At 60.2% G+C, this 19,168-nt stretch carries 20 protein-coding genes; 12 read left to right on the forward strand and 8 right to left on the reverse strand.

What is annotated here, in order from left to right; translation table 11 throughout:
* Positions 1-25 precede the first annotated feature (25 nt).
* On the reverse strand, positions 26-1,303 hold the full coding sequence (gene oxlT, locus AC1DK3_RS14370) for an oxalate/formate MFS antiporter (RefSeq protein ID WP_477192947.1): 1,278 nt from the start codon (positions 1,301-1,303) through the stop codon (positions 26-28).
* A 161-nt stretch (positions 1,304-1,464) separates the two neighbouring features.
* Between oxlT and AC1DK3_RS14375 the strand changes: the two genes are divergently transcribed.
* A complete protein-coding gene (locus AC1DK3_RS14375; RefSeq protein ID WP_477192948.1) occupies positions 1,465-2,469 on the forward strand; it encodes a ketopantoate reductase family protein in 1,005 nt (334 codons plus the stop codon).
* Positions 2,470-2,527: 58 nt separating this feature from the next.
* Positions 2,528-4,051 (forward strand): acyl--CoA ligase, encoded by a 1,524-nt coding sequence (locus AC1DK3_RS14380; RefSeq protein WP_477192949.1) that lies wholly within the window; start codon positions 2,528-2,530, stop codon positions 4,049-4,051.
* An 88-nt stretch (positions 4,052-4,139) separates the two neighbouring features.
* On the opposite strand, the gene AC1DK3_RS14385 is transcribed toward AC1DK3_RS14380, so the two are convergent.
* Positions 4,140-5,456 carry an MFS transporter gene (locus AC1DK3_RS14385; protein ID WP_477192950.1) on the reverse strand — a complete coding sequence of 439 codons (1,317 nt, stop codon included), beginning with the start codon at positions 5,454-5,456 and terminating at the stop codon, positions 4,140-4,142.
* Positions 5,457-5,763: 307 nt separating this feature from the next.
* Positions 5,764-6,048 carry a hypothetical protein gene (locus AC1DK3_RS14390; protein ID WP_477192951.1) on the reverse strand — a complete coding sequence of 95 codons (285 nt, stop codon included), beginning with the start codon at positions 6,046-6,048 and terminating at the stop codon, positions 5,764-5,766.
* Positions 6,049-6,312: 264 nt separating this feature from the next.
* On the opposite strand from AC1DK3_RS14390, the gene AC1DK3_RS14395 reads away from it, so the two are divergent.
* The 5 genes from AC1DK3_RS14395 (at position 6,313) to AC1DK3_RS14415 (ending at position 9,725) form a co-directional block, all read left to right on the forward strand.
* On the forward strand, positions 6,313-6,438 hold the full coding sequence (locus tag AC1DK3_RS14395) for a hypothetical protein (protein ID WP_477192952.1): 126 nt from the start codon (positions 6,313-6,315) through the stop codon (positions 6,436-6,438).
* 93 nt (positions 6,439-6,531) lie between these two features.
* Positions 6,532-6,795 carry a hypothetical protein gene (locus AC1DK3_RS14400; protein ID WP_477192953.1) on the forward strand — a complete coding sequence of 88 codons (264 nt, stop codon included), beginning with the start codon at positions 6,532-6,534 and terminating at the stop codon, positions 6,793-6,795.
* A gap of 277 nt (positions 6,796-7,072) precedes the next feature.
* A complete protein-coding gene (locus AC1DK3_RS14405) occupies positions 7,073-8,509 on the forward strand; it encodes a cytochrome ubiquinol oxidase subunit I (RefSeq protein WP_477192954.1) in 1,437 nt (478 codons plus the stop codon).
* A 5-nt stretch (positions 8,510-8,514) separates the two neighbouring features.
* Positions 8,515-9,522 (forward strand): cytochrome d ubiquinol oxidase subunit II, encoded by a 1,008-nt coding sequence (gene cydB / locus AC1DK3_RS14410; RefSeq protein ID WP_477192955.1) that lies wholly within the window; start codon positions 8,515-8,517, stop codon positions 9,520-9,522.
* A 65-nt stretch (positions 9,523-9,587) separates the two neighbouring features.
* The gene (locus tag AC1DK3_RS14415) at positions 9,588-9,725 is read left to right on the forward strand and encodes a DUF2474 domain-containing protein (RefSeq protein ID WP_477192956.1); all 138 of its coding nucleotides are present in this window, start codon (positions 9,588-9,590) and stop codon (positions 9,723-9,725) included.
* Positions 9,726-9,797: 72 nt separating this feature from the next.
* Here AC1DK3_RS14415 and AC1DK3_RS14420 read toward each other — a convergent pair whose 3' ends face one another.
* From AC1DK3_RS14420 to AC1DK3_RS14435, 4 genes are all read right to left on the reverse strand, one after another.
* On the reverse strand, positions 9,798-10,331 hold the full coding sequence (locus tag AC1DK3_RS14420; RefSeq protein WP_477193413.1) for an RNA pyrophosphohydrolase: 534 nt from the start codon (positions 10,329-10,331) through the stop codon (positions 9,798-9,800).
* 168 nt (positions 10,332-10,499) lie between these two features.
* Complete coding sequence (locus tag AC1DK3_RS14425; protein WP_477192957.1) at positions 10,500-11,024, reverse strand: RNA pyrophosphohydrolase; 525 nt, start codon at positions 11,022-11,024, stop codon at positions 10,500-10,502.
* Positions 11,025-11,108: 84 nt separating this feature from the next.
* Positions 11,109-12,539 carry a S41 family peptidase gene (locus tag AC1DK3_RS14430; RefSeq protein ID WP_477192958.1) on the reverse strand — a complete coding sequence of 477 codons (1,431 nt, stop codon included), beginning with the start codon at positions 12,537-12,539 and terminating at the stop codon, positions 11,109-11,111.
* The gene (locus tag AC1DK3_RS14435) at positions 12,539-14,152 is read right to left on the reverse strand and encodes a murein hydrolase activator EnvC family protein (protein WP_477192959.1); all 1,614 of its coding nucleotides are present in this window, start codon (positions 14,150-14,152) and stop codon (positions 12,539-12,541) included. Before AC1DK3_RS14435 ends, AC1DK3_RS14430 begins: the two co-directional genes overlap by 1 nt.
* Positions 14,153-14,409: 257 nt before the next feature.
* Here AC1DK3_RS14435 and AC1DK3_RS14440 point away from each other — a divergent pair, with 257 nt between their 5' ends.
* The 5 genes from AC1DK3_RS14440 (at position 14,410) to AC1DK3_RS14460 (ending at position 18,210) form a co-directional block, all read left to right on the forward strand.
* Positions 14,410-14,598: a twin transmembrane helix small protein gene (locus AC1DK3_RS14440; RefSeq protein ID WP_092869055.1), complete on the forward strand. Its 189-nt coding sequence runs from the start codon at positions 14,410-14,412 to the stop codon at positions 14,596-14,598.
* 67 nt (positions 14,599-14,665) lie between these two features.
* Positions 14,666-15,247, forward strand: a complete 582-nt coding sequence (locus tag AC1DK3_RS14445; protein ID WP_477192960.1) for a cob(I)yrinic acid a,c-diamide adenosyltransferase — start codon at positions 14,666-14,668, stop codon at positions 15,245-15,247.
* Between the two features lie 298 nt (positions 15,248-15,545).
* Positions 15,546-16,301, forward strand: a complete 756-nt coding sequence (locus tag AC1DK3_RS14450) for an electron transfer flavoprotein subunit beta/FixA family protein (protein WP_339086771.1) — start codon at positions 15,546-15,548, stop codon at positions 16,299-16,301.
* On the forward strand, positions 16,301-17,245 hold the full coding sequence (locus tag AC1DK3_RS14455) for an electron transfer flavoprotein subunit alpha/FixB family protein (RefSeq protein ID WP_477192961.1): 945 nt from the start codon (positions 16,301-16,303) through the stop codon (positions 17,243-17,245). Before AC1DK3_RS14450 ends, AC1DK3_RS14455 begins: the two co-directional genes overlap by 1 nt.
* Positions 17,246-17,280: 35 nt before the next feature.
* Positions 17,281-18,210: a 3-hydroxybutyryl-CoA dehydrogenase gene (locus AC1DK3_RS14460; protein ID WP_477192962.1), complete on the forward strand. Its 930-nt coding sequence runs from the start codon at positions 17,281-17,283 to the stop codon at positions 18,208-18,210.
* 59 nt (positions 18,211-18,269) lie between these two features.
* Here the strand turns inward: AC1DK3_RS14460 and AC1DK3_RS14465 are convergent, their stop codons facing one another.
* Positions 18,270-19,067: a zinc ribbon domain-containing protein gene (locus AC1DK3_RS14465; protein WP_477192963.1), complete on the reverse strand. Its 798-nt coding sequence runs from the start codon at positions 19,065-19,067 to the stop codon at positions 18,270-18,272.
* Positions 19,068-19,168: the final 101 nt, after the last annotated feature.

A 19,168-nucleotide genomic window follows, 5' to 3' on the forward strand; every position in this document is an offset into this window, starting at 1 on the left:
AAAGCATTTGAAATCTAGAGATGCGTCACTGCGTCCGCAAAGCGCGCTCTCGCATCGGCTTCAAAACCAAGAGCGAGAGAATAGCCGCCAGGATATTCATGGCCGCCGCCGCGTAAAACACCGCGTGCCAGCTTCCCGTCGATTGCGTCAGGATGCTGGAGAACGGCACGAGCAGCGCCGCCGTTCCCTTCGCCGTGTAGAGAAGGCCCGCGTTCGTCGTCGCGAACTTCGAGCCGAACGTGTCGCCGCACGTCGCCGGGAAGAGGCTGTAGATTTCGCCCCACGCGAAGAACACGAGACCCGTCAACAGCACGAACATGAACGGATCATGGCCGTAGTGGCCGAGCGCGAGAATGCCGATGCCCTCGATGCCAAAGGCGATGAACATCGTCTGCTCACGTCCGATCTTGTCCGAGACCCAGCCGAAGAAAGGTCGCGTCACGCCGTTGAGAATACGGTCGAGAGAGAGCGCAAACGTCAAAGCCGGCAGCGTAATGCCGAGAAGCGAAACCGGAACGTCCGCAACCTTGAAGTCTTTCGCGATGGGTGCGAGCTGCGCCGTGGCCATCAAGCCGCCGGCCGCCATCATCACGAACATCGCATACATGACCCAGAAGATCGGCGACTTCAGCATCTCCATCGGTGAAAATGACCGCTGCGCCGAAACCAGCGTCGTTGGCCGGGCTGCGAGCGTCTCCTTCGACGGCGATTTGAGCAGGAACGATGCAATCACGATGACGACGGATTGCAAAATTCCGAAATAGAGAAAGGCCGCTTCATATCCGTCGGCGGCAATGACCTTCGAGATCGGAATGATTGTCAGTGCAGACCCCATTCCGAAGCCTGCGGCCGTCACACCTGCCGCAAGGCCGCGCCGGTCGGGAAACCATTTGAGAGCGTTTCCGACGCACGTGCCGTAAACCGCGCCCGCGCCGACGCCGCCGATCGCCTGTCCGACGTAAAGCATCATGAGCGAGTCGGCATACGAGTTCATCACCCACGAAATGCCGACCATAATGCCGCCGAACAGCACGAGCGGCCGCGGTCCGAACTTGTCTTCGAGATAGCCTTCGAATGGAATGAGCCACGTCTCCGTCAGAACGAAGATCGTGAATGCCCATTGGATCGCCGCCARCTCCCAACCGAACTTTGTGGCCATCGGATTGACGAACAGCGTCCAACCGTATTGCAGGTTGGCGATCATCGTCATGCACAGCACGCCAAGAAGCAGCTGCAGCCAGCGCTTCGACGACGGCGCCGCGACACTTGAGGCGGGAGCGCTCGTCTCCGCTTGAATAGTCATAGTGTTGGCCTTCCCTCAGGCTTGTAATTCTTTTTGATTTCGCACTAAAAGCGCTCCGCACATAAATCGTGAAATATCGCGCTCGACAAGTGGAGCGTTGACGCGAACCGGCAACAAAGTTTTTTTGCTGCGCCCGCGCAATACGTGAAGGACGAGGTTCAATGAAAATTTGTGTCGTCGGTGCAGGTGGTATCGGCGGCCTGCTTGCCGCACGCCTCGCGCAGTCCGGCGAAGAGGTCACCGTCATCGCTCGCGGGCCCCATCTTGCCGCGATCCGCGCGAATGGACTGAAGCTGATCGAAGAGGACGGACGCGAAAACATCTCTCGCATCGCTGCGACAGATAAAATCGCGGACCTAACCGAACAGGATTTGGTCATCCTCGGCATGAAGGCACATCAGGTCGCAGCCGTCGTTCGCGATCTTCCCGCGCTGTATGGTCGCGACACCGCCGTGCTCACCGCACAGAACGGAATTCCCTGGTGGTATTTCTTGCGCGTCAGCGGACCGCACGAAGGCCGGCGCCTCGAAAGCGTCGATCCCGGCGGCATCATCGCCGACAACCTGCCGGCTGAACGTGTGCTCGGGAGCGTCGTTTATCCGGCTGCCGAGATAACCGAGCCCGGCGTGATTAAGCATATCGAAGGCAACCGCTTCTCGATCGCCGAAATCGACAATTCGAAAACGGAACGCATAGTGCGTATTTCCGAGGCGCTGCAGAAAGCGGGCTTCAAAGCCCCGGTCGCAGGCGATATCCGCGCCGAGATCTGGACGAAGCTCTGGGGCAACCTGAGCTTCAATCCGATCAGCGCCCTCACGCATGCTACTCTTGAGGATATCTGCAAATTCCAGCCGACCCGGGACGCGGCCGCACGCCTCATGCGCGAAGCCCAGTCCGTCGGCGAAGCACTAGGCGTCCGCTTCCGAATTCCGTTGGAGAAACGCATCGCCGGCGCCGAGGCGGTCGGCCCGCACAAGACGTCGATGCTTCAGGATATCGAGGCAGGCCGCGGCATCGAAGCCGATGCGCTGATTGGCTCCGTCATCGAACTGGGCCGGGTCGCAAACGTTCCGACCCCGCAAATCGAGACGGTTTACGCCTGCGTGAAGCTGCTCGCGGCGACACTCGCACGCGATGGCGGCCGCCTGAGAATCGAAAAAGCCTGAGTTGAAAAAGCCTGACGACGCCTTCAAATGGCGTCGCACCGGAGACACGAGTAACAAAATGACAACGAGCGCGACACTTCACGACCTTCTCAAAGCGGGCGATGACCAGGCCCCGGCGATCAGAACGTCGGGCGCCGAGCCACTCACATATGCCGGCTTTCGGACGCTCGTCCTGAGGACGATCGCTCGCCTGAACGAGTTCGGGATAGGCCGCGGAGACCGCGTCGCGATCGTACTTCCGAATGGCCCGGAAATGGCGACGGCATTCGTCGCAACCGCATCGGCCGCGACCGCCGCGCCGCTCAACCCGGGATATCGCGCCGATGAGTTCGATTTCTACATGTCGGACATCAACACGAAGGCGCTCATCGTCGAGGAAGGCAGCACCTCGCCCGCGGTTGGCGTCGCCGAAAAGCGTGGCATCACCATCATCACGCTCAAGTCCGATCCCGCGCACGGCGCGGGCGCCTTCACGCTTTCGGCTGCTGCCGCCGGCCGCGAACAGCCTGACCGGCCCGGCCCGGCAGATAGCGACGATATCGCGCTGATCCTCCACACGTCCGGCACCACGTCTCGTCCCAAGATCGTGCCGCTGACTCACGGCAACGTCGCAGCGTCCGCGTCCAACATCGCGACGGCGCTGAACCTCGCCAGCGACGATCGCGCGCTCAACATCATGCCGCTCTTCCACATCCACGGACTGATCGCAGGCGTGCTCGCGCCGTTGTCGCGCGGTGGCTCGATCTTCTGCACGCCCGGCTTCAATGCCCTCAAATTCTTCTCGGCAATGGAAGAGGCCGCGCCGACTTGGTACACGGCTGTCCCGACCATGCATCAGGCGATCGTCGGCCGCGCCAACCACAATCGCGAAACGATTGCGCGTCATAAGCTGCGCTTCATTCGCTCGTCCTCGTCGTCGCTGCCGCCGCAAGTCATCACCGAGCTCGAAGCCGCGTTCGGCGCGCCCGTCGTCGAAGCGTACGGCATGACCGAAGCGTCGCATCAAATGGCATCGAACCCGATCGGTGGCGTCAGGAAACCCGGCACCGTCGGAATCGCCGCCGGACCCGAGGTTGCCATTATGGACACCGACGGCAATTTGCTCGCGGCCGGCGAAGTCGGCGAGATCGTCATCCGCGGCGACAACGTCACCGCCGGCTACGAGAACAATGACAAGGCGAACGGCGAAGCCTTCACCAACAGCTGGTTCCGCACCGGCGACCAGGGCACGATCGATGCTGACGGCTACATCACGATCACGGGCCGCCTGAAGGAGATCATCAATCGCGGCGGCGAGAAGGTATCGCCGCGCGAGGTTGACGAAGTTCTGATGGATCATCCGGCCGTCTTGCAGGTCGTCACGTTTGCCGTGCCGCACGACAAGCTCGGCGAGGACGTCGCCGCCGCCGTCGTTCTGCGGGAAGGCCAGGAAGCAACCGAGCGCGAGCTGCGTGATTTCGCCGGCGAGCGCTTGGCGAACTACAAGGTGCCGCGTAAGATTCTGCTTCTGCCGGAAATTCCGAAAGGCGCGACGGGCAAGCTACAGCGCATAGGCTTGGCGCAGAAGCTCGGCCTCGCCTGAGACCGGCTGCCGCCCACAAACTGACAAACAAAAACGCGCCCAGCTAACAGCCCGGCGCGTTTTTTATGACGGTAGTGATCGAAGAAACTTAGCGATCGGTCGACTCGAGCTGACGACTCATTGCAAGCGCCAGCAGCGTAACGACGGCGCCTGAGAGCAGGTAACCGCCCGCCGCCATCAGACCGAACTGGCTCGACAGATAAAGCGCGACGAACGGCGCAAACCCAGCGCCGACGAGCCAGGCAAGGTCCGTCGTCAACGCCGATCCCGTGTAGCGATAAGCCTTCGAGAAGTTCGACGCCACCGCGCCCGACGACTGCCCGAACGACAAGCCGAGCAGGATGAAGCCGGACACCATGAAGATGACTTCGCCGACGTCGCCGCCGTTGAGAAGCTGCGGCGCGAACCCGCTGAAGGCAGCGATGGCGGCCGCTGTCGCGGACAGCAGATTTCTACGGCCGACGCGATCGGCCACATACCCCGAGAGCACGATGGTGATGAGACCGACGATGGCGCCGATCAGCTCGATGACGAGAAAGCGCGATGGGCTCTGATCCGTGTAAAGGAAGACCCACGAAAGCGGGAACACCGTGACCATGTGAAAGAGCGCAAAGCTCGCGAGCGGCGCGAACGCGCCGATCACGATATGCACGCCCTCGACGCGGATCGTCTCTCCGATGGGCTTCGGTTCAAGTTCACGCTGCTCGAAGTGCTGCGTGTATTCGGGCGTTACCACCATGCGAAGCCGCGCGAAGAGCGCAACGACGTTGATCGCGAACGCGACGAAGAACGGATAGCGCCAGCCCCAATCGAGGAAATCTTCCGACGAAAGGTTGGCGGCAAAATAAGCGAAGAGTGCAGCTGCGACCATCAAGCCGAGCGGCGCACCGAGCTGCGGGATCATCGCGTACCAGCCGCGCCGCTTTTCTGGTGCGTTGAGCGCTAGCAGTGCGGGAAGACCATCCCATTCGCCGCCGAGAGCAAGGCCCTGGCCGATGCGGAAAGCCGCGAGAAGAAACGCCGATGCCCAGCCGATTTGTTCATAGCCCGGAAGAAACGCGATCGCGACGGTCGAGCTGCCGAGCAGGAACAGCGTGATGGTCAGCTTCACGCCCTTACCGTAGGCACGATCGATGCCCATGAAGATGACGGTGCCGATCGGGCGAGCGACGAATGCAAGCGCGAAGATCGCGAACGAATAAAGCGTGCCGGTCAGCGCATCGAGATGCGGAAAGACGAGCTTCGGAAAAACGAGGACTGACGCAATAGCGTAGACGAAGAAGTCAAAAAACTCCGAGGTCCGGCCGATGATGACCCCGATGGCGATCTCGCCGGGATTAACATCGCCGTGACGGGCATTCACGATTCTCGCGTCCCGTTCGAACGTGGCTGAGGCTCCACTCATCGGCCGTAATTGCTCCTTGAACCATGCCCAGCTCTGCGCGCAAAGCGTCCGCGAGCCTCTTCGTAGCTTCTTGTCCCGGTCCCAACCGCGAGGGCATTGGGCAAATTGTCCAATGTGCCGGATGCCGCAGCGTCGCTCCCGAGCGCCATTCGCCTTTCCGCATCAGGACGTTGTCTGGAAGACTTAGGTTCGGCATGTGTTGAGGGGCGGGCTGCTACGCAGATCGCCGGGCGGCGTGACGTGAACTCCCACGACCGTCTTCATGAGCTTGTAGGGCCCGCTCGGGCCCTGGAAAAAATTCTTCGCGCTACTTTCCGGACGCGCGTTTTCCACTTCCGGACCCACCCGTGCCGGGAATAGGCGGCGCCGGACCGAGCTGATAGCCGGCCGGCCCATCTTTCAAAAACTCGCGGTGATGAGAATTTGGCCGATCGATCGGGACGACCGGCGTCGTCTTATAAGACTTCTCGGTTTCTTTCTGGATCCGAAGGCTTTCGGGCTCCGCATCCCCATAAGCGATCATGCTGAACGCGCCGAGCCCGAGAATAGCTACCGCGGCCGCAATGCAGCCGCTGAGGTACGGTATTGGCATCCTAAAGCTCCTCAGCTTTCGGAAGCACTCCCCCGCCGCGGACTCAAAATATGCCGGATCGCGTGGATTTCCAGACTATTCGGCCTAGCCGCGAATGCTCTATGTCAAATGATCGTAGATCCACGATGCCTCGATGCGAAACTAAGTTCAAAAGCTTATTCACGAAAGATCAACCACTTTTCGACATTTATCTGCCAACACACTGAAAAATCGTACTAAGTTTCCATCATACTCAGTTCAAACAATTTGTATTCCTGATGCTCCATGTCAAAACTCACTGATCCGCCCGACGGCAGCGACAAACCTCCGGTGAGCAATCCGCTCATGCTGACGCTGCTTTGCGCCGTCCTCTTCGGCTTGGCGACTTGGACCATCTTCTTGGTCCGCTGACTGAGGTCCCGGCCAGCCTTGCAGCCTGATCCGGATTCCCCATGTGAATGAGGCGGGTGGGCCCCTGCGTGACGATGAATTATGAGGCTGAAAATGAAAAAACCAATCCTTGCCGTCGCAGCGGCGCTGGTTGTTGTTACGCCAGTCTGGGCGCAAACGGCATCAGGTCAGACGTCTGGAGGATCGGACGTGATCATCCGCACACCGCCGAGCACGGTAAATAGCGGCGGTGGAAATGTCGGCTCGCCTGCCCCGAGCTATCCGGATCGGCTGAGGAACTACACCAATCCTTCGATTTATAACACGCGGCCCGGCGGCGTCCAAAGCGGCGGTAGCGGTGGCGGCCAGCGTCGCTAGCCGCATGACTCTCGCAAAGAATACGCGAAGCACTTTCTTGATTTGATTCTTGATTTGAATTTTTGATTTTTGCTGAATTGCTCGTTGCGATGAGATAGATCAGCGTGCGAACGATCTCGATGTATTCCGAAAAGTCGCCCTCGCCTTAGCCGTTCATTAAGTTCGCGCAGGCGACGCTGTTTCGGAATAGCGGCGTCAGGCGCAAGATAGCCGGGACTTTTCCGCCGGTGAAGGTGAACGCGTGATACCTCGCGCGCTCGGATACCGAGGCTAAAGCATGGATACCACCGCGGCATCGGCTCTGGCCATCGACCTGGCGCGTTTCCAGTTCGCATTCACCGTCTCGTTCCACATCATCTTTCCCGCGCTCACGATCGGGCTCGCAAGCTATCTCGTGGTGCTGGAAGGTCTTTGGCTGTGGACTGAGCAAGTCAAATACCGCGAACTCTATCAATATTGGGCGAAGGTATTTGCAATCGCTTTTGCTATGGGTGTCGTGTCGGGCATCGTCATGGCGTACCAGTTCGGAACCAACTGGAGCGTATTCTCGACCTTCGCCGGCCCGATCACAGGCCCTCTCCTCGCATATGAGGTTCTCACCGCGTTCTTCCTCGAAGCGGGCTTCCTCGGCGTCATGCTTTTCGGCTGGCAAAAAGTCGGCCCCGGCATTCATTTCTTTGCGACGATAATGGTCGCCACCGGCACGTTGATTTCGACACTCTGGATTCTCGCGTCCAACAGTTGGATGCAAACGCCGGCAGGCTTCACGGTGGTCGACAACCAGGTCGTTCCCACCGATTGGCTGAAAGTCGTCTTTAATCCGTCATTCCCCTACAGGCTCGCGCACATGACGGTCGCGGCCTTCTTGGCGACGGGACTGCTCGTCGGCGCCTCTGCCGCATGGCACCTTCTGAAGGGCCGGCAGACGCCCGCCATACGCACGATGCTCTTGATGGCGATGGGACTGGTTTTGGTGCTGACACCGATCCAGATGTTCATCGGCGATCAGCACGGCCTCAACACGCTCGAATACCAGCCGGCCAAGGTGGCGGCTATTGAAGGCCATTGGGTGAACATTCCCGGCGAAAGCGTCCCGCTCATACTGTTCGGCTGGCCGGACATGTCGGAGGAGAAAACGCTTTACGCTGTCGAAGTCCCATATCTCGGCAGCTTGATCTTGACCCACAAACTGTACGGCGAGATCCCGGGACTGATGCAGTTTCCGCGGGACGATCGACCGAATGCGACGGTGGTATTCTGGACGTTCCGCATCATGGTCGGCCTCGGCATTCTCATGCTCGCGCTCGGCCTCTGGGGCCTGTGGCTGTGGTGGAAGTCCGAGTTGTACACCTCGAAATCCTTCCTTCGTTTCGCCTTGTGGATGGGACCGGCGGGATTGATCGCAATCCTGGCCGGTTGGATAACGACCGAGATGGGCCGCCAGCCTTGGGTCGTCTACAATGTCATGCGCACGGCGGTCGGCGCATCGAACCATTCCGTTTTCCAGCTTTCGATCTCGTTGATCGTTTTCGTCGTTTTGTATTGCCTCGTCTTCGGCATAGGCTTCGCCTACATGCTGAAAATCATTGCGCGAGGTCCGGACGAAGGCGCGGGCCCGGCCGCCGGCTCCGTCGATGATCCGTTCCGTCGTCCTGCCCGCCCGATTTCCGGTGCCGAACGCGACGATGTTGTTCCGTCAGCGCCAGGGAATTGACAGCTATGGGCATCGACCTTCCGCTCATCTGGGCACTGATCATCGGCTTCGGCCTCATGATGTACGTCATCATGGATGGCTTCGATCTGGGTGTCGGAATTCTCTTTCCGTTCGTCCCCGCCCGCTCCGATCGCGATTTGATGGTGAACTCCGTCGCGCCGATATGGGACGGCAATGAGACGTGGCTGGTGCTCGGCGGCGCGGGTCTCCTAGCAGCCTTTCCGGTCGCCTATTCGGTCGTTCTGACGGCCCTCTACCTGCCGATCATCGCGATGCTCGCCGGTCTCATCCTTCGTGGCGTCGCCTTCGAATTCCGTTTGAGCGCCGAACGGACGCCGAGACACACATGGGATACGTTGTTTTCCTTTGGCTCCTACCTCGCGACCTTTTCGCAAGGTGTCGTCCTCGGCAGGTTCATCAAGGGCTTCGAGGTAACGAACCGCGCTTATACGGGGGGACCGTTCGACTGGCTGACGCCGTTCAGCATCTTCACGGGACTGGCCTTGCTCTTCGCCTACGCACTGCTCGGAGCAACATGGCTGATCATCAAGACCGAAGGCCCGTTACAGGAGCGCATGCGCGCGCTCGCGCGCCCGATCATCATGACGCTCTTCGCGGCGATCGTCATCGTCAGCATCTGGACGCCCATCGAGCATCCCGCGATAGCGGAACGCTGGTTCTCGTTCCCCAACATCATCCTGTTTTCGCCGGTACCGGTTCTCGTCGTCTTGGCGACGCTCGCATTGCTCTGGGCGGTACAGCGAGATTCCCACGGGCTACCGTTTATCCTTGCGCTGGCGCTGATCTTCCTAGGCTATAGCGGCTTGGTCATCAGCCTGTGGCCGAACATCCTTCCGCCGTCGATATCGATCTGGGAGGCAGCATCGCCCCCACAGAGCCTTGGCTTCACGCTCGTTGGAGCGCTCTTCATAATTCCCTTCATCCTCATGTACACGGCTTGGGCCTACAGCGTGTTTCGCGGCAAGGTGAAAGCTGGAGAGGGCTACCATTGAAGCCGTGCGCTCCGCGAGGGCGGCCGGCGCGCGGAACGCGTGTCGCCCGCGCCGAAGATGCCGAAATGGAGAAGCCTTCGTGGCTGAGCCGCATCGGCTGGCTTGTGCTGATCTACGCCGGGGGCGTCGCCGCGGTCGGTGTCGCCGCGGTTCTTATTCGAATGCTCATGTCAGCTGCCGGCATGACCGTGCCACACCACTGACAATCTGTTTGCTGAATCTGCCGTTTGCGGAATTGGCGGAACGTCGAACAACGTGCGGACGCGCGAGATGCGCTAACCCTGGCGTTCAGACAATGGCCGCACCAGATGCGCGAAATCGCACGTCACGCGCTCGTAGATTTCGCGCTTGAACGGCACGATCAGTTTCGGCACCGAGTCGAGCGGCGCCCAGCGCCACGCATCGAACTCGGCTTTCGTGCCTTCCTTCGGCAGAATATCGATTTCGCTATCGTCTCCGAGGAAACGCATCGCGAACCATTTCTGCCGTTGGCCGCGATACCGGCCCTTGAGCGCGATGCCGAGCAAGCTGTCGGGAAGCTCGTAGGTCAGCCACTCCGGATGCTCGCCGATCACTTCGGCGTTTGTAACGCCCGTTTCCTCGCGAAGCTCTCTGAGAGCCGCAAGCCGCGGCGCTTCGAACTTCTCGATACCGCCCTGGGGCATTTGCCAGATGTAGGCCTGATGATCTCCCGCCCACTTGGGACGGCGACGGCCGACCCACACCAAGCCCTCGCGATTGAGCAGCATGATGCCGACGCACGTCCGAAACGGCAGCGCGGTGTGGGAGAGGCTTGGAAGATCAGGCAGCAAAGTCATTAGCCAGACCTGTGGATAACTCAACGCAAGTTTGCGCTATGATTCGTCTATCGTACAGAAAATCATAGCAGTCTTATGACATTAGACTGTCACATAGGGGACAAACGCCACAAGGCGCTTTTTTGGGCAGCTTTCCGGAGGACCGGAAGGCGTGTCACGTCAGCCACCGCCGCGCGCGAGCGGAGCGAATTCGGCGAGGACATCCCGGTAGACCTCTCGTTTGAACGGCACGATGAGATCGAGAAGATCGTCGGCGGCCGCCCAACGCCAAGCCACGAATTCAGGCTCTCCCTTGGGAGGCACAATGTTGATTTCGCTGTCATCTCCGGTGAAGCGGAAGGCGAACCATTTCTGCTTCTGCCCGCGATATTTGCCGCCCCATGCGACCCCGATGAGATGATCGGGAAGATCGTAGGTCAGCCATTTCGATGTTTCCCCGATCTGTTCGGCCGAGACGATCGCTGTTTCCTCGAAAAGCTCGCGCCGGGCGGCTGTCGCCGGTTCTTCGCCCGGATCGATGCCGCCTTGGGGCATCTGCCACCACGTCCCGCGTCCCTCGGCGTCGCCGGGGACGTCGGCGCGCCGGCCAACCCACACGAGGCCGTCGCGATTGATGACCATGAGGCCGACGCAGGGACGGTATGCAAGCTCGCCCGCTGCGGCCTTCTTCAACTGATCCGGCATAACCCCGCCCCTTATTGAATACAGCCCAACAAAATGAAGGGCGCCGAATGGGCGCCCTTCAAACCCTAACCTCTGCAGGTTGCTTTAGTTCGGCGTGACCTTCTTGTCATCGTCGGACGGAACCGGAGCCTTGCTGTTCGAGCCGGACGTCGGCCCGGTCGTGGTCGGTGCAGGCGACGGCGTCGCGCTGGACGTCTCCGGACCCTTCGCTGTGCCGTGCAGGAAGTTGATTGCGTACTGCAACTGCGTGTCCTTGTCGGCGTCCTTGGCGACGTAAGACGCCGAGCCCGACGGTTCGCCCAGATCGTCTTCCTTCTCGGTGCCGTCAGGATTCTTCAGATGGCCGCGAAGGCTCGCCTCGCCGCGCGGCTTCTCGGCGGCGATCTTGTCCTTCATGTCATCCGGCACGGCTTCCTCGACGTTGATATCCGGCTCAATACCCTTGGCTTGGATCGACCGGTTCGACGGCGTGTAGTAACGAGCCGTGGTCAAGCGGATTGCACCGTTGGCGCCGAGCGGAATGATCGTCTGGACCGATCCCTTGCCGAACGACCGCGTGCCGATGACCGTCGCGCGCTTATGATCCTGCAAAGCACCCGCAACGATTTCCGAAGCCGACGCCGAGCCGCCGTTGATCAGGACGACGAGTTTCTTGCCGTCCGAGATATCGCCCGGACGAGCGTTCGCCCGCTGCGTTTCCTCGTTGTTGCGGCCCTTGGTGAGAACGATGGCGCCCTGCTCGAGGAAGTCATCCGACACCGCGATGGCCTGATCGAGGAGACCGCCCGGATTGTTGCGCAAATCGATGATGTAACCCTTGATGTTGGGCCCGATCTGCTTGTCGAGAGTTTCGACGGCTTTCACCAGGTTGGCGTGTGTCTGCTCGTTGAAGGTCGTAACCTTGACGTAGCCGATATCGCCTTCGACACGCGACTTGACGGCGTTGATGCGGATCACGTCGCGCACGACTTTCACGTCGAACGGTTCATCTTTGCCCTTGCGCACGACCGTCAGCATGATCGGCGTATTGACCGGACCGCGCATCTTCTCGACGGCCTGTTCGAGCGTGAGGCCGGAAATCGCTTCGTTATCAAGATGGGTGATGAGATCGTTCGCCATCAGGCCAGCCTTGGCGGCGGGCGTGTCGTCGATGGGCGAAACGACCTTGATGACGCCGTTCTCCATGGTGACTTCGATTCCGAGGCCACCGAATTCGCCGCGCGTCTGAACCTGCATATCCCGGAAATTCTTCGGGCTCATGTACGATGAATGCGGATCGAGGGATGCGAGCATGCCGTTGATCGCCGCTTCGATGAGCGCGGTATCGTCGGGCTTTTCGACGTAATCGGAGCGAACCCTCTCGAGCACGTCGCCGAAGAGATCGAGCTGCTTATAGAGCTCGGAATTTTGCGACGCGGTCGCCGAGTACGTCTGAGTGACGTTCAGCAGCGTGGTCGCGCCGGCCAAACCTGTCATCAACAGGAATGTCCAGAATGCATAGTCAGTCTTGCGCATTAGCCTTGTACCTTCTGCTGACCTGATGCCCACCAGGGATCGGGATCTATAGGACGCCCATCTTTACGAAGTTCAACATATAAAACAGGTCCGCTAACAGGCGCGGGCGAGGAATTCTTTTGCCCACCGCTCATAGTGCCGACTGGCTCCGCGGTCAGCACGAATTGTCCCGGCTGGACGTCGATCTGCGATAAACCCGCGAGCAGCACATGATAGCCATCGCCCGCGTTAATGATCAAGAGTTGGCCGTAGCTGCGGAATTCTCCAGCGTAGACAACCCAGCCATCACACGGTGATGTGACCTGCGCCGAAGCCCGCGTTTCGATGACCATGCCTTTCGACTGGCCGCCGAATTGGGTGCGTTCGCCGAACGTCAGAGCGCGCCGTCCTTGGGCCGGCAAAGGCAGCTTGCCGCGAGCGTCCGAAAACGGAATCGCAGGTTTGATTCGGCCCGGGCTGCCGGTAATGAGCGATGATCCGCCGGGAGCCAATTCGACCATGGCTACTTTCGAGCCGCTTCCGCCGGCGGGGCTCGGTGCAGCCGTCGCAAGGTCGGCTTCGGGCGCGGAGACTTTCGTCAGCCCGCCGACCGGTATCGCCTTCACCTGCGGAGCGGCTGCCGGCGATTTGAGGGCCTGATTAGTCGCGACATTGGTGGCAAGCGTTCCTGCTGCTGCCGACTTCGCGTTATCGCCATCCTGCTCGGGCGGCGGAGGCTTGATGATCTGCGGTCCGGCCGGCTGCGTCTGTCCTTGCGACGCGTCAGCGAGATGCCGTGCCTTGAGTTCGTCGTTGTAAGCGCCGAGCCCTGTCTTCTCCGTCACGGTCGTATCGAGACGGTTGATCAGTTCCGACAGGTTGGTGACGCTCTTCGTGATGTCGGCGGTCGCGACACGAACCGACGCTAGCTCCGACTGGCGATCGGCGAGCGTCAGCTTTTTGGCTTCCATGAGGCTGGCGAGACGGGTGCGCGCCTCGTTGAGGCGGTCCGTTTCGGCCTGCAGCCTCGCGCCCTCGGTACGAATATTACCCATCACGCGCTGCAAATCGGCGAGCTGCGTTCCGAGCGTGACCGCCTGGTCTTTTAGATCCGGAAACGCCGACGACAGCAGCATCGCGCTCCGCACCATCTTCAGGGCATCCTCGCGCCGCGTGACGAGGACCGGCGGCGGATTGCGCCCCATGCGTTGCAATGCGGTCAGCAATCCCGAGATCTGTCCATGCCGCTGGGCGAGAGAGCCCTGCACGACACGCTCCTGCTCTTCGAGCTCCGAAAGACGTCCCTCGATCGACGTCATCTGCGCTTCGCTGCGCTGAATGAGGCCCGCCGTTTCGACGAGGCGGCCGTTCAGCCGCTCGCGCTCGGCGCCGAGCTGCACGACGTCGGACTGGATCGTCAGCTCCTTGGCGGCATTGGCATCGAGTTCGCGTTTCTTGTCTTCGAGCACCTTGCGTGCGGTACCCGGATCGGAAGGCAGAGCGTCTTCCGCATAGAGGGGACCAAGCGGAGCGACGGCAAGCGACAGCATCAGTGCGCCGGCCAGTCCCGCACGTCCGCCCGCGCCATTAAGGCGAGGCCGTCCACTGCGCGACGACGATAGGTTCTTTGACACGAGGCCTCTGCTCATTGGGCGCACATCGCAGAGTGTGCACGATTTGGGACGACCCAAACCGAGCGTGCGAATGATGCGGCGGAAAAATTAAGGCATTTACTGCGGAGAGCAAATTTCAAATGCGTAATGCTTTGCTGGCCGAACCCCGTCCGGGCTGGCCGCACACCTGTACGGACTGTCAGTTTAACCACATGAACATTGCTCATCCCAGGTGGAAGGCGTAAGCAAAATCTCAAATCACGGTTCGGATGTAGGTAATGCAAACTATTCTCTATCATGCCACTACGATTGCTGTTTTTGCCGTACTCATCGTGTTGCTGTTCGGCTTCTGGAACATGATGAAGGGCAAAAACCCCAATCTGAGCCAGAAGCTCATGCGGTGGCGCGTTGGCCTCCAGTTTGTGGCAATCCTTATTATTCTTGCCTACGTCTTTGTGACCCACTAATGGCGGGCCGCCTGCCACAGGCGCTGACGCTTTTATCCTGCATGAGCCAAACCAGGTTTTCGCACCAATGGTCGTACTCAATCGCATTTATACCAAAACCGGCGATGCCGGGACGACGGCGCTAGGGACTGGCGAGCGCGTTCCGAAGACGTCTCCCCGTATAGCGGCATACGGCACCGTTGATGAAACGAATGCCGTCATCGGCGTTGCGCGCACCCAATTGGCGGGCGAACTGCCGGACGTGGATGCAATGTTACTTCGCGTCCAGAACGATCTCTTCGATCTGGGCGCCGATCTCTGTGTGCCGGACCGGGGCCAAAAACTTTCCTACGAACCGCTGCGCATCTCCGATGCGCAGGTGACGCGACTGGAAAACGAGATCGATCAGATGAATTCCGAACTCGAACCCTTGCGCTCGTTCGTTCTACCAGGAGGCAGCCCGGTTGGCGCGGCGCTTCACGTCGCACGGACGGTTTCGCGCAGGGCCGAACGGAAAATGGTCGAACTGGCCGCCCTCCCCGATGAGCCGGTGAGCGCACCCGCCCTCAAATACATTAACAGGCTCTCCGACTTCCTTTTCGTCGCAAGCCGCTACGTCAACGATCGGGGCAAAAGCGATATCCTGTGGGTCCCCGGCAAGAACAGGTGACAGGAACCGATGACCGAAGGGCAATAATCCGAGAGACCCGCCAAGCCCTTCTCCGGTACCCTGAAATGACCTCAAAACTTTAGGACACCGCGACGCACGCGCCGATTGACTTGAGCAATACCCGCCCGTAGCTTTCGCCTTTCGCAGTTGCGAGAGCTATTTCTGCCACCGGGCAGGCCGGCCCTTTGGGGCGCAGCCGGTTTGCCCGACTGGGACAGCAGGCGCGCTGCAAGAACCTGCGTTCGTCCGAAGCGCGGGAAACAACAACAAGGGAGCGCCGGGCATCCTGGCGAATGACATGAAGATCGTTGTCCCGGTCAAGCGCGTCGTCGACTACAACGTCAAGATTCGCGTCAAACCGGACGGCTCCGGCATCGACTTGGCAAACGTCAAAATGTCGATGAACCCATTCGATGAAATCGCCATCGAAGAAGCTGTTCGCCTAAAGGAAAAAAGCGGCGCCAAGGAAGTCGTAGCCGTCTCGATCGGCACGGCGAAGGCCCAGGAAACGCTCCGCACAGCGCTCGCCATCGGCGCCGATCGCGCGATTCTCATTGAAGTCCCGGAAGGCACGACCGTCGAGCCGCTCGCCGTGGCAAAGCTCCTCAAGGCGCTCGTCGAAACCGAAAAGCCCGATCTCGTCATTCTCGGCAAGCAGGCCATCGACGACGACAGCAATCAGACCGGCCAAATGCTCGCGAGCTTGCTCGACTGGCCGCAGGCCACGTTCGCCTCGAAGATCGTTCCGGAAGCAGGTTCGCTATCCGTTACCCGCGAGGTCGACGGCGGCCTCGAAACCATCAAGGTCAACCTGCCCGCAGTTGTCACGACCGACTTGCGGTTGAATGAGCCGCGATACCCATCGCTTCCAAACATCATGAAGGCCAAGAAAAAGCCGCTCGATGTCAAGAAGCCGGAAGACTTTGGCGTCGATATCGCGCCCCGGCTCAAAGTTTTGAAGACGAGCGAACCCGCATCGCGTAAAGCCGGCGTGAAGGTCGGCAGCGTTGCTGAACTTGTTGAACTCCTGAAAAGCCAAGCGGGGATTCTCTAATGACGACACTTCTCCTCGCTGAGCTTTCGGGCAATGCCCTTTCGCCGGCAACGGCCAAAACACTTTCCGCGGCGAAGGATCTTGGCGGAGACGTCCACATTCTGGTTGTAGGCTCCGACGTTGGTAGCGCCGCCGAGACCGCAGCCAAACTTGCAGGCGTTTCGAAGGTTCTCGTCGCGGATGCGCCGCAGCTTGCCAAAGGCCTCGCCGAGGAAGTTGCGGCACTCATTCTCTCGATTGCCAAGAACTATTCGGCGATCGTTGCGGGCGCGACCGCATACGGCAAGAACATCCTGCCGCGGGTCGCCGCTAAGCTCGATGTCATGCAGATATCCGACATCACGAAGGTCGTTTCACCCGACACGTTCGAACGTCCGATTTATGCGGGCAACGCCATCCAGACCGTTCAATCGTCGGATGCAACGAAGGTGATCACCGTCCGCATATCCGCATTTCCCGCAGTTGGTGAAGGCGGCTCGGCTGCAGTCGAGACGGTCGCGGCTCCCGCCCCCGTCGGCATCTCGACCTTCGAGAAAGCCGAACTCTCTAAATCCGACCGCCCCGAGCTGGCCTCGGCGAAGATCATCATCTCCGGCGGCCGTGGCATGGGGAACGGCGAGAACTTCACCAAATATATCGCCCCGATTGCTGACAAGCTGGGCGCCGCCATGGGCGCCTCGCGCGCCGCTGTCGACGCTGGCTTCGTGCCCAACGACTGGCAGGTCGGACAGACCGGCAAAGTCGTGGCGCCCGACCTCTACATCGCCGTTGGCATTTCAGGCGCTATTCAGCATCTCGCCGGCATGAAGGACTCCAAAATCATCGTCGCGATCAACAAGGACGGCGAAGCGCCGATCTTCCAGGTCGCGGATTACGGGCTCGTGGCGGATTTGTTCCAGGCCCTGCCCGAACTCGACGCAGAACTGCAGAAAGCCGGACGCTAAGTCCGGCTTCTATTCACCGCGAAGGACATGCGTTCATGGGGCAAGCTCAGAAGCTGATGGAAAAAGGCAGGGTCGGCGTGAAACCTGCCAGGACGATCAGCAAGGTCGGCATCATCGGTGCCGGTCAAATGGGCAGCGGTATCGCGCACGTCGTCGCCCTGTCGGGGTACTCGGTCGCAATGAACGACTTGAAAAAGGAGTCGTTCGATAAAGGCATCGAAGCCGTCCATAAGAACATGGCGCGTCAGATCGCCAAGGGCCTGATCAAGGAAGAAGAGCGCGACACGGCGCTCGAGCGCATCAGCTTTGCACCATCGTTCGAAGACTTCGGAGAGTGCGATCTCGTTATCGAGGCCGCCACCGAAGACGAAGCCCTGAAGCACAAGATCTTCGCGGCGCTCTGTCCGCACCTGAAGCCGACGGCCATGCTGGCCTCCAACACGTCGTCCATTTCGATTACGCGGCTCGCTTCGACCACCGACCGGCCCGAAGACTTCATCGGCATGCACTTCATGAACCCGGTGCCGGTCATGGAACTCGTCGAGCTTATTCGCGGCATCGCGACCGGCGACGAGACGTTTGCGACGGCGCGCGTCTTCGTCGAAAGCCTCGGCAAGACCACAGCAGTGTCGGAAGATTTTCCGGCCTTCATCGTCAACCGCATCCTGCTGCCGATGATCAACGAGGCCGTCTATACGCTCTATGAGGGCGTGGGCACCGTCGATGCAATCGATAAGGCGATGCGCCTCGGCGCGCATCATCCGATGGGTCCCTTGGAGCTTGCCGACTTCATCGGCCTCGACACCTGCCTCAGCGTCATGCAGGTCCTGTACGAAGGCCTGTCGGACTCGAAGTACCGCCCCTGTCCGCTCCTCGTGAAATACGTCGAGGCCGGGTGGCTCGGCCGCAAGACGAAGCGCGGCTTCTACGATTACCGGGGCGAAAAGCCAGTCCCGACGAGGTAAGCCCCAACCAGGTAAGTACCAGCAAGATAAAGGCTCGACCGCATAGCCTTACCTGACGTCTATCCCAGAACGCTGCCCAGAGTGCCCGCCACATCCGCCCGTTCCGCAAGCGCCGTTAGCGCCGGATAAACGACCAGCCACGACATCGCGCCGACAAAGAGCGTGACGCCGATCGCAACCGGCCAGGACATTCCCCAAAATCTCTTATGGCTCGCCGAGACGAAGACGAGGACGACGGCGTAAGTCGCAAGCGTCAAAACCTGCCAAACAACGCTAAGATCGATGTCCGCCTGGGTCTTCAACACGGCAAACCCTGTCGCAAACGCAATGAGCGTGACGGCGATCGCCACCATCGATCCATAGCTGACGCTCAACACACACAGCTTCACATACGACATCGGTGACCGCGGCAGCGTGCCGAGTGCGCGGCACACGTAGTATTGAATGGGCGTCAGGATCGCCATCCCGACGTACTGCACGACCTCGTTCGTCACGACCGTCGCGCTGCTGGCCGTATTCGGAATACTGAAAAGCGTCGCAAGCAGTTTCGGCACAATGACGTAAGCGAGCGTGAGCTGGAACCCGACCATCGCTGTCAGGAACGCCCAATGCGAGCGATACGCGGGATCGTCCGTCAGCCGGATGATCGTATCGACGGGGTGGATCAGAAACGAAACGACAACCGGGAAGAAGCTGTTGTCGCGGCGGGAGCTCAAGAACTCCGAAGAAAGAGCGCTCCAACCTTCCTTGCCCTGATGGGCCGCCGCGGGTGCGCCGCAGCCGCTGCAGAACTTCCCCTGCAATGCCGTGCCGCAATTGACGCAAAATGCGGAACCTGCCGCTTCCGTCCCCGCCATGACCGCGAACCCCGTGCTGCCCCGAGCGGCGATTCTTCTATCATGGCCACATGGCGTCACAAACTGGCGCGCCGGGCCGTTCGGAGTTATGCAGCCGTTTC

The organism is Hyphomicrobium sp. 01T421 (assembly GCF_056398805.1).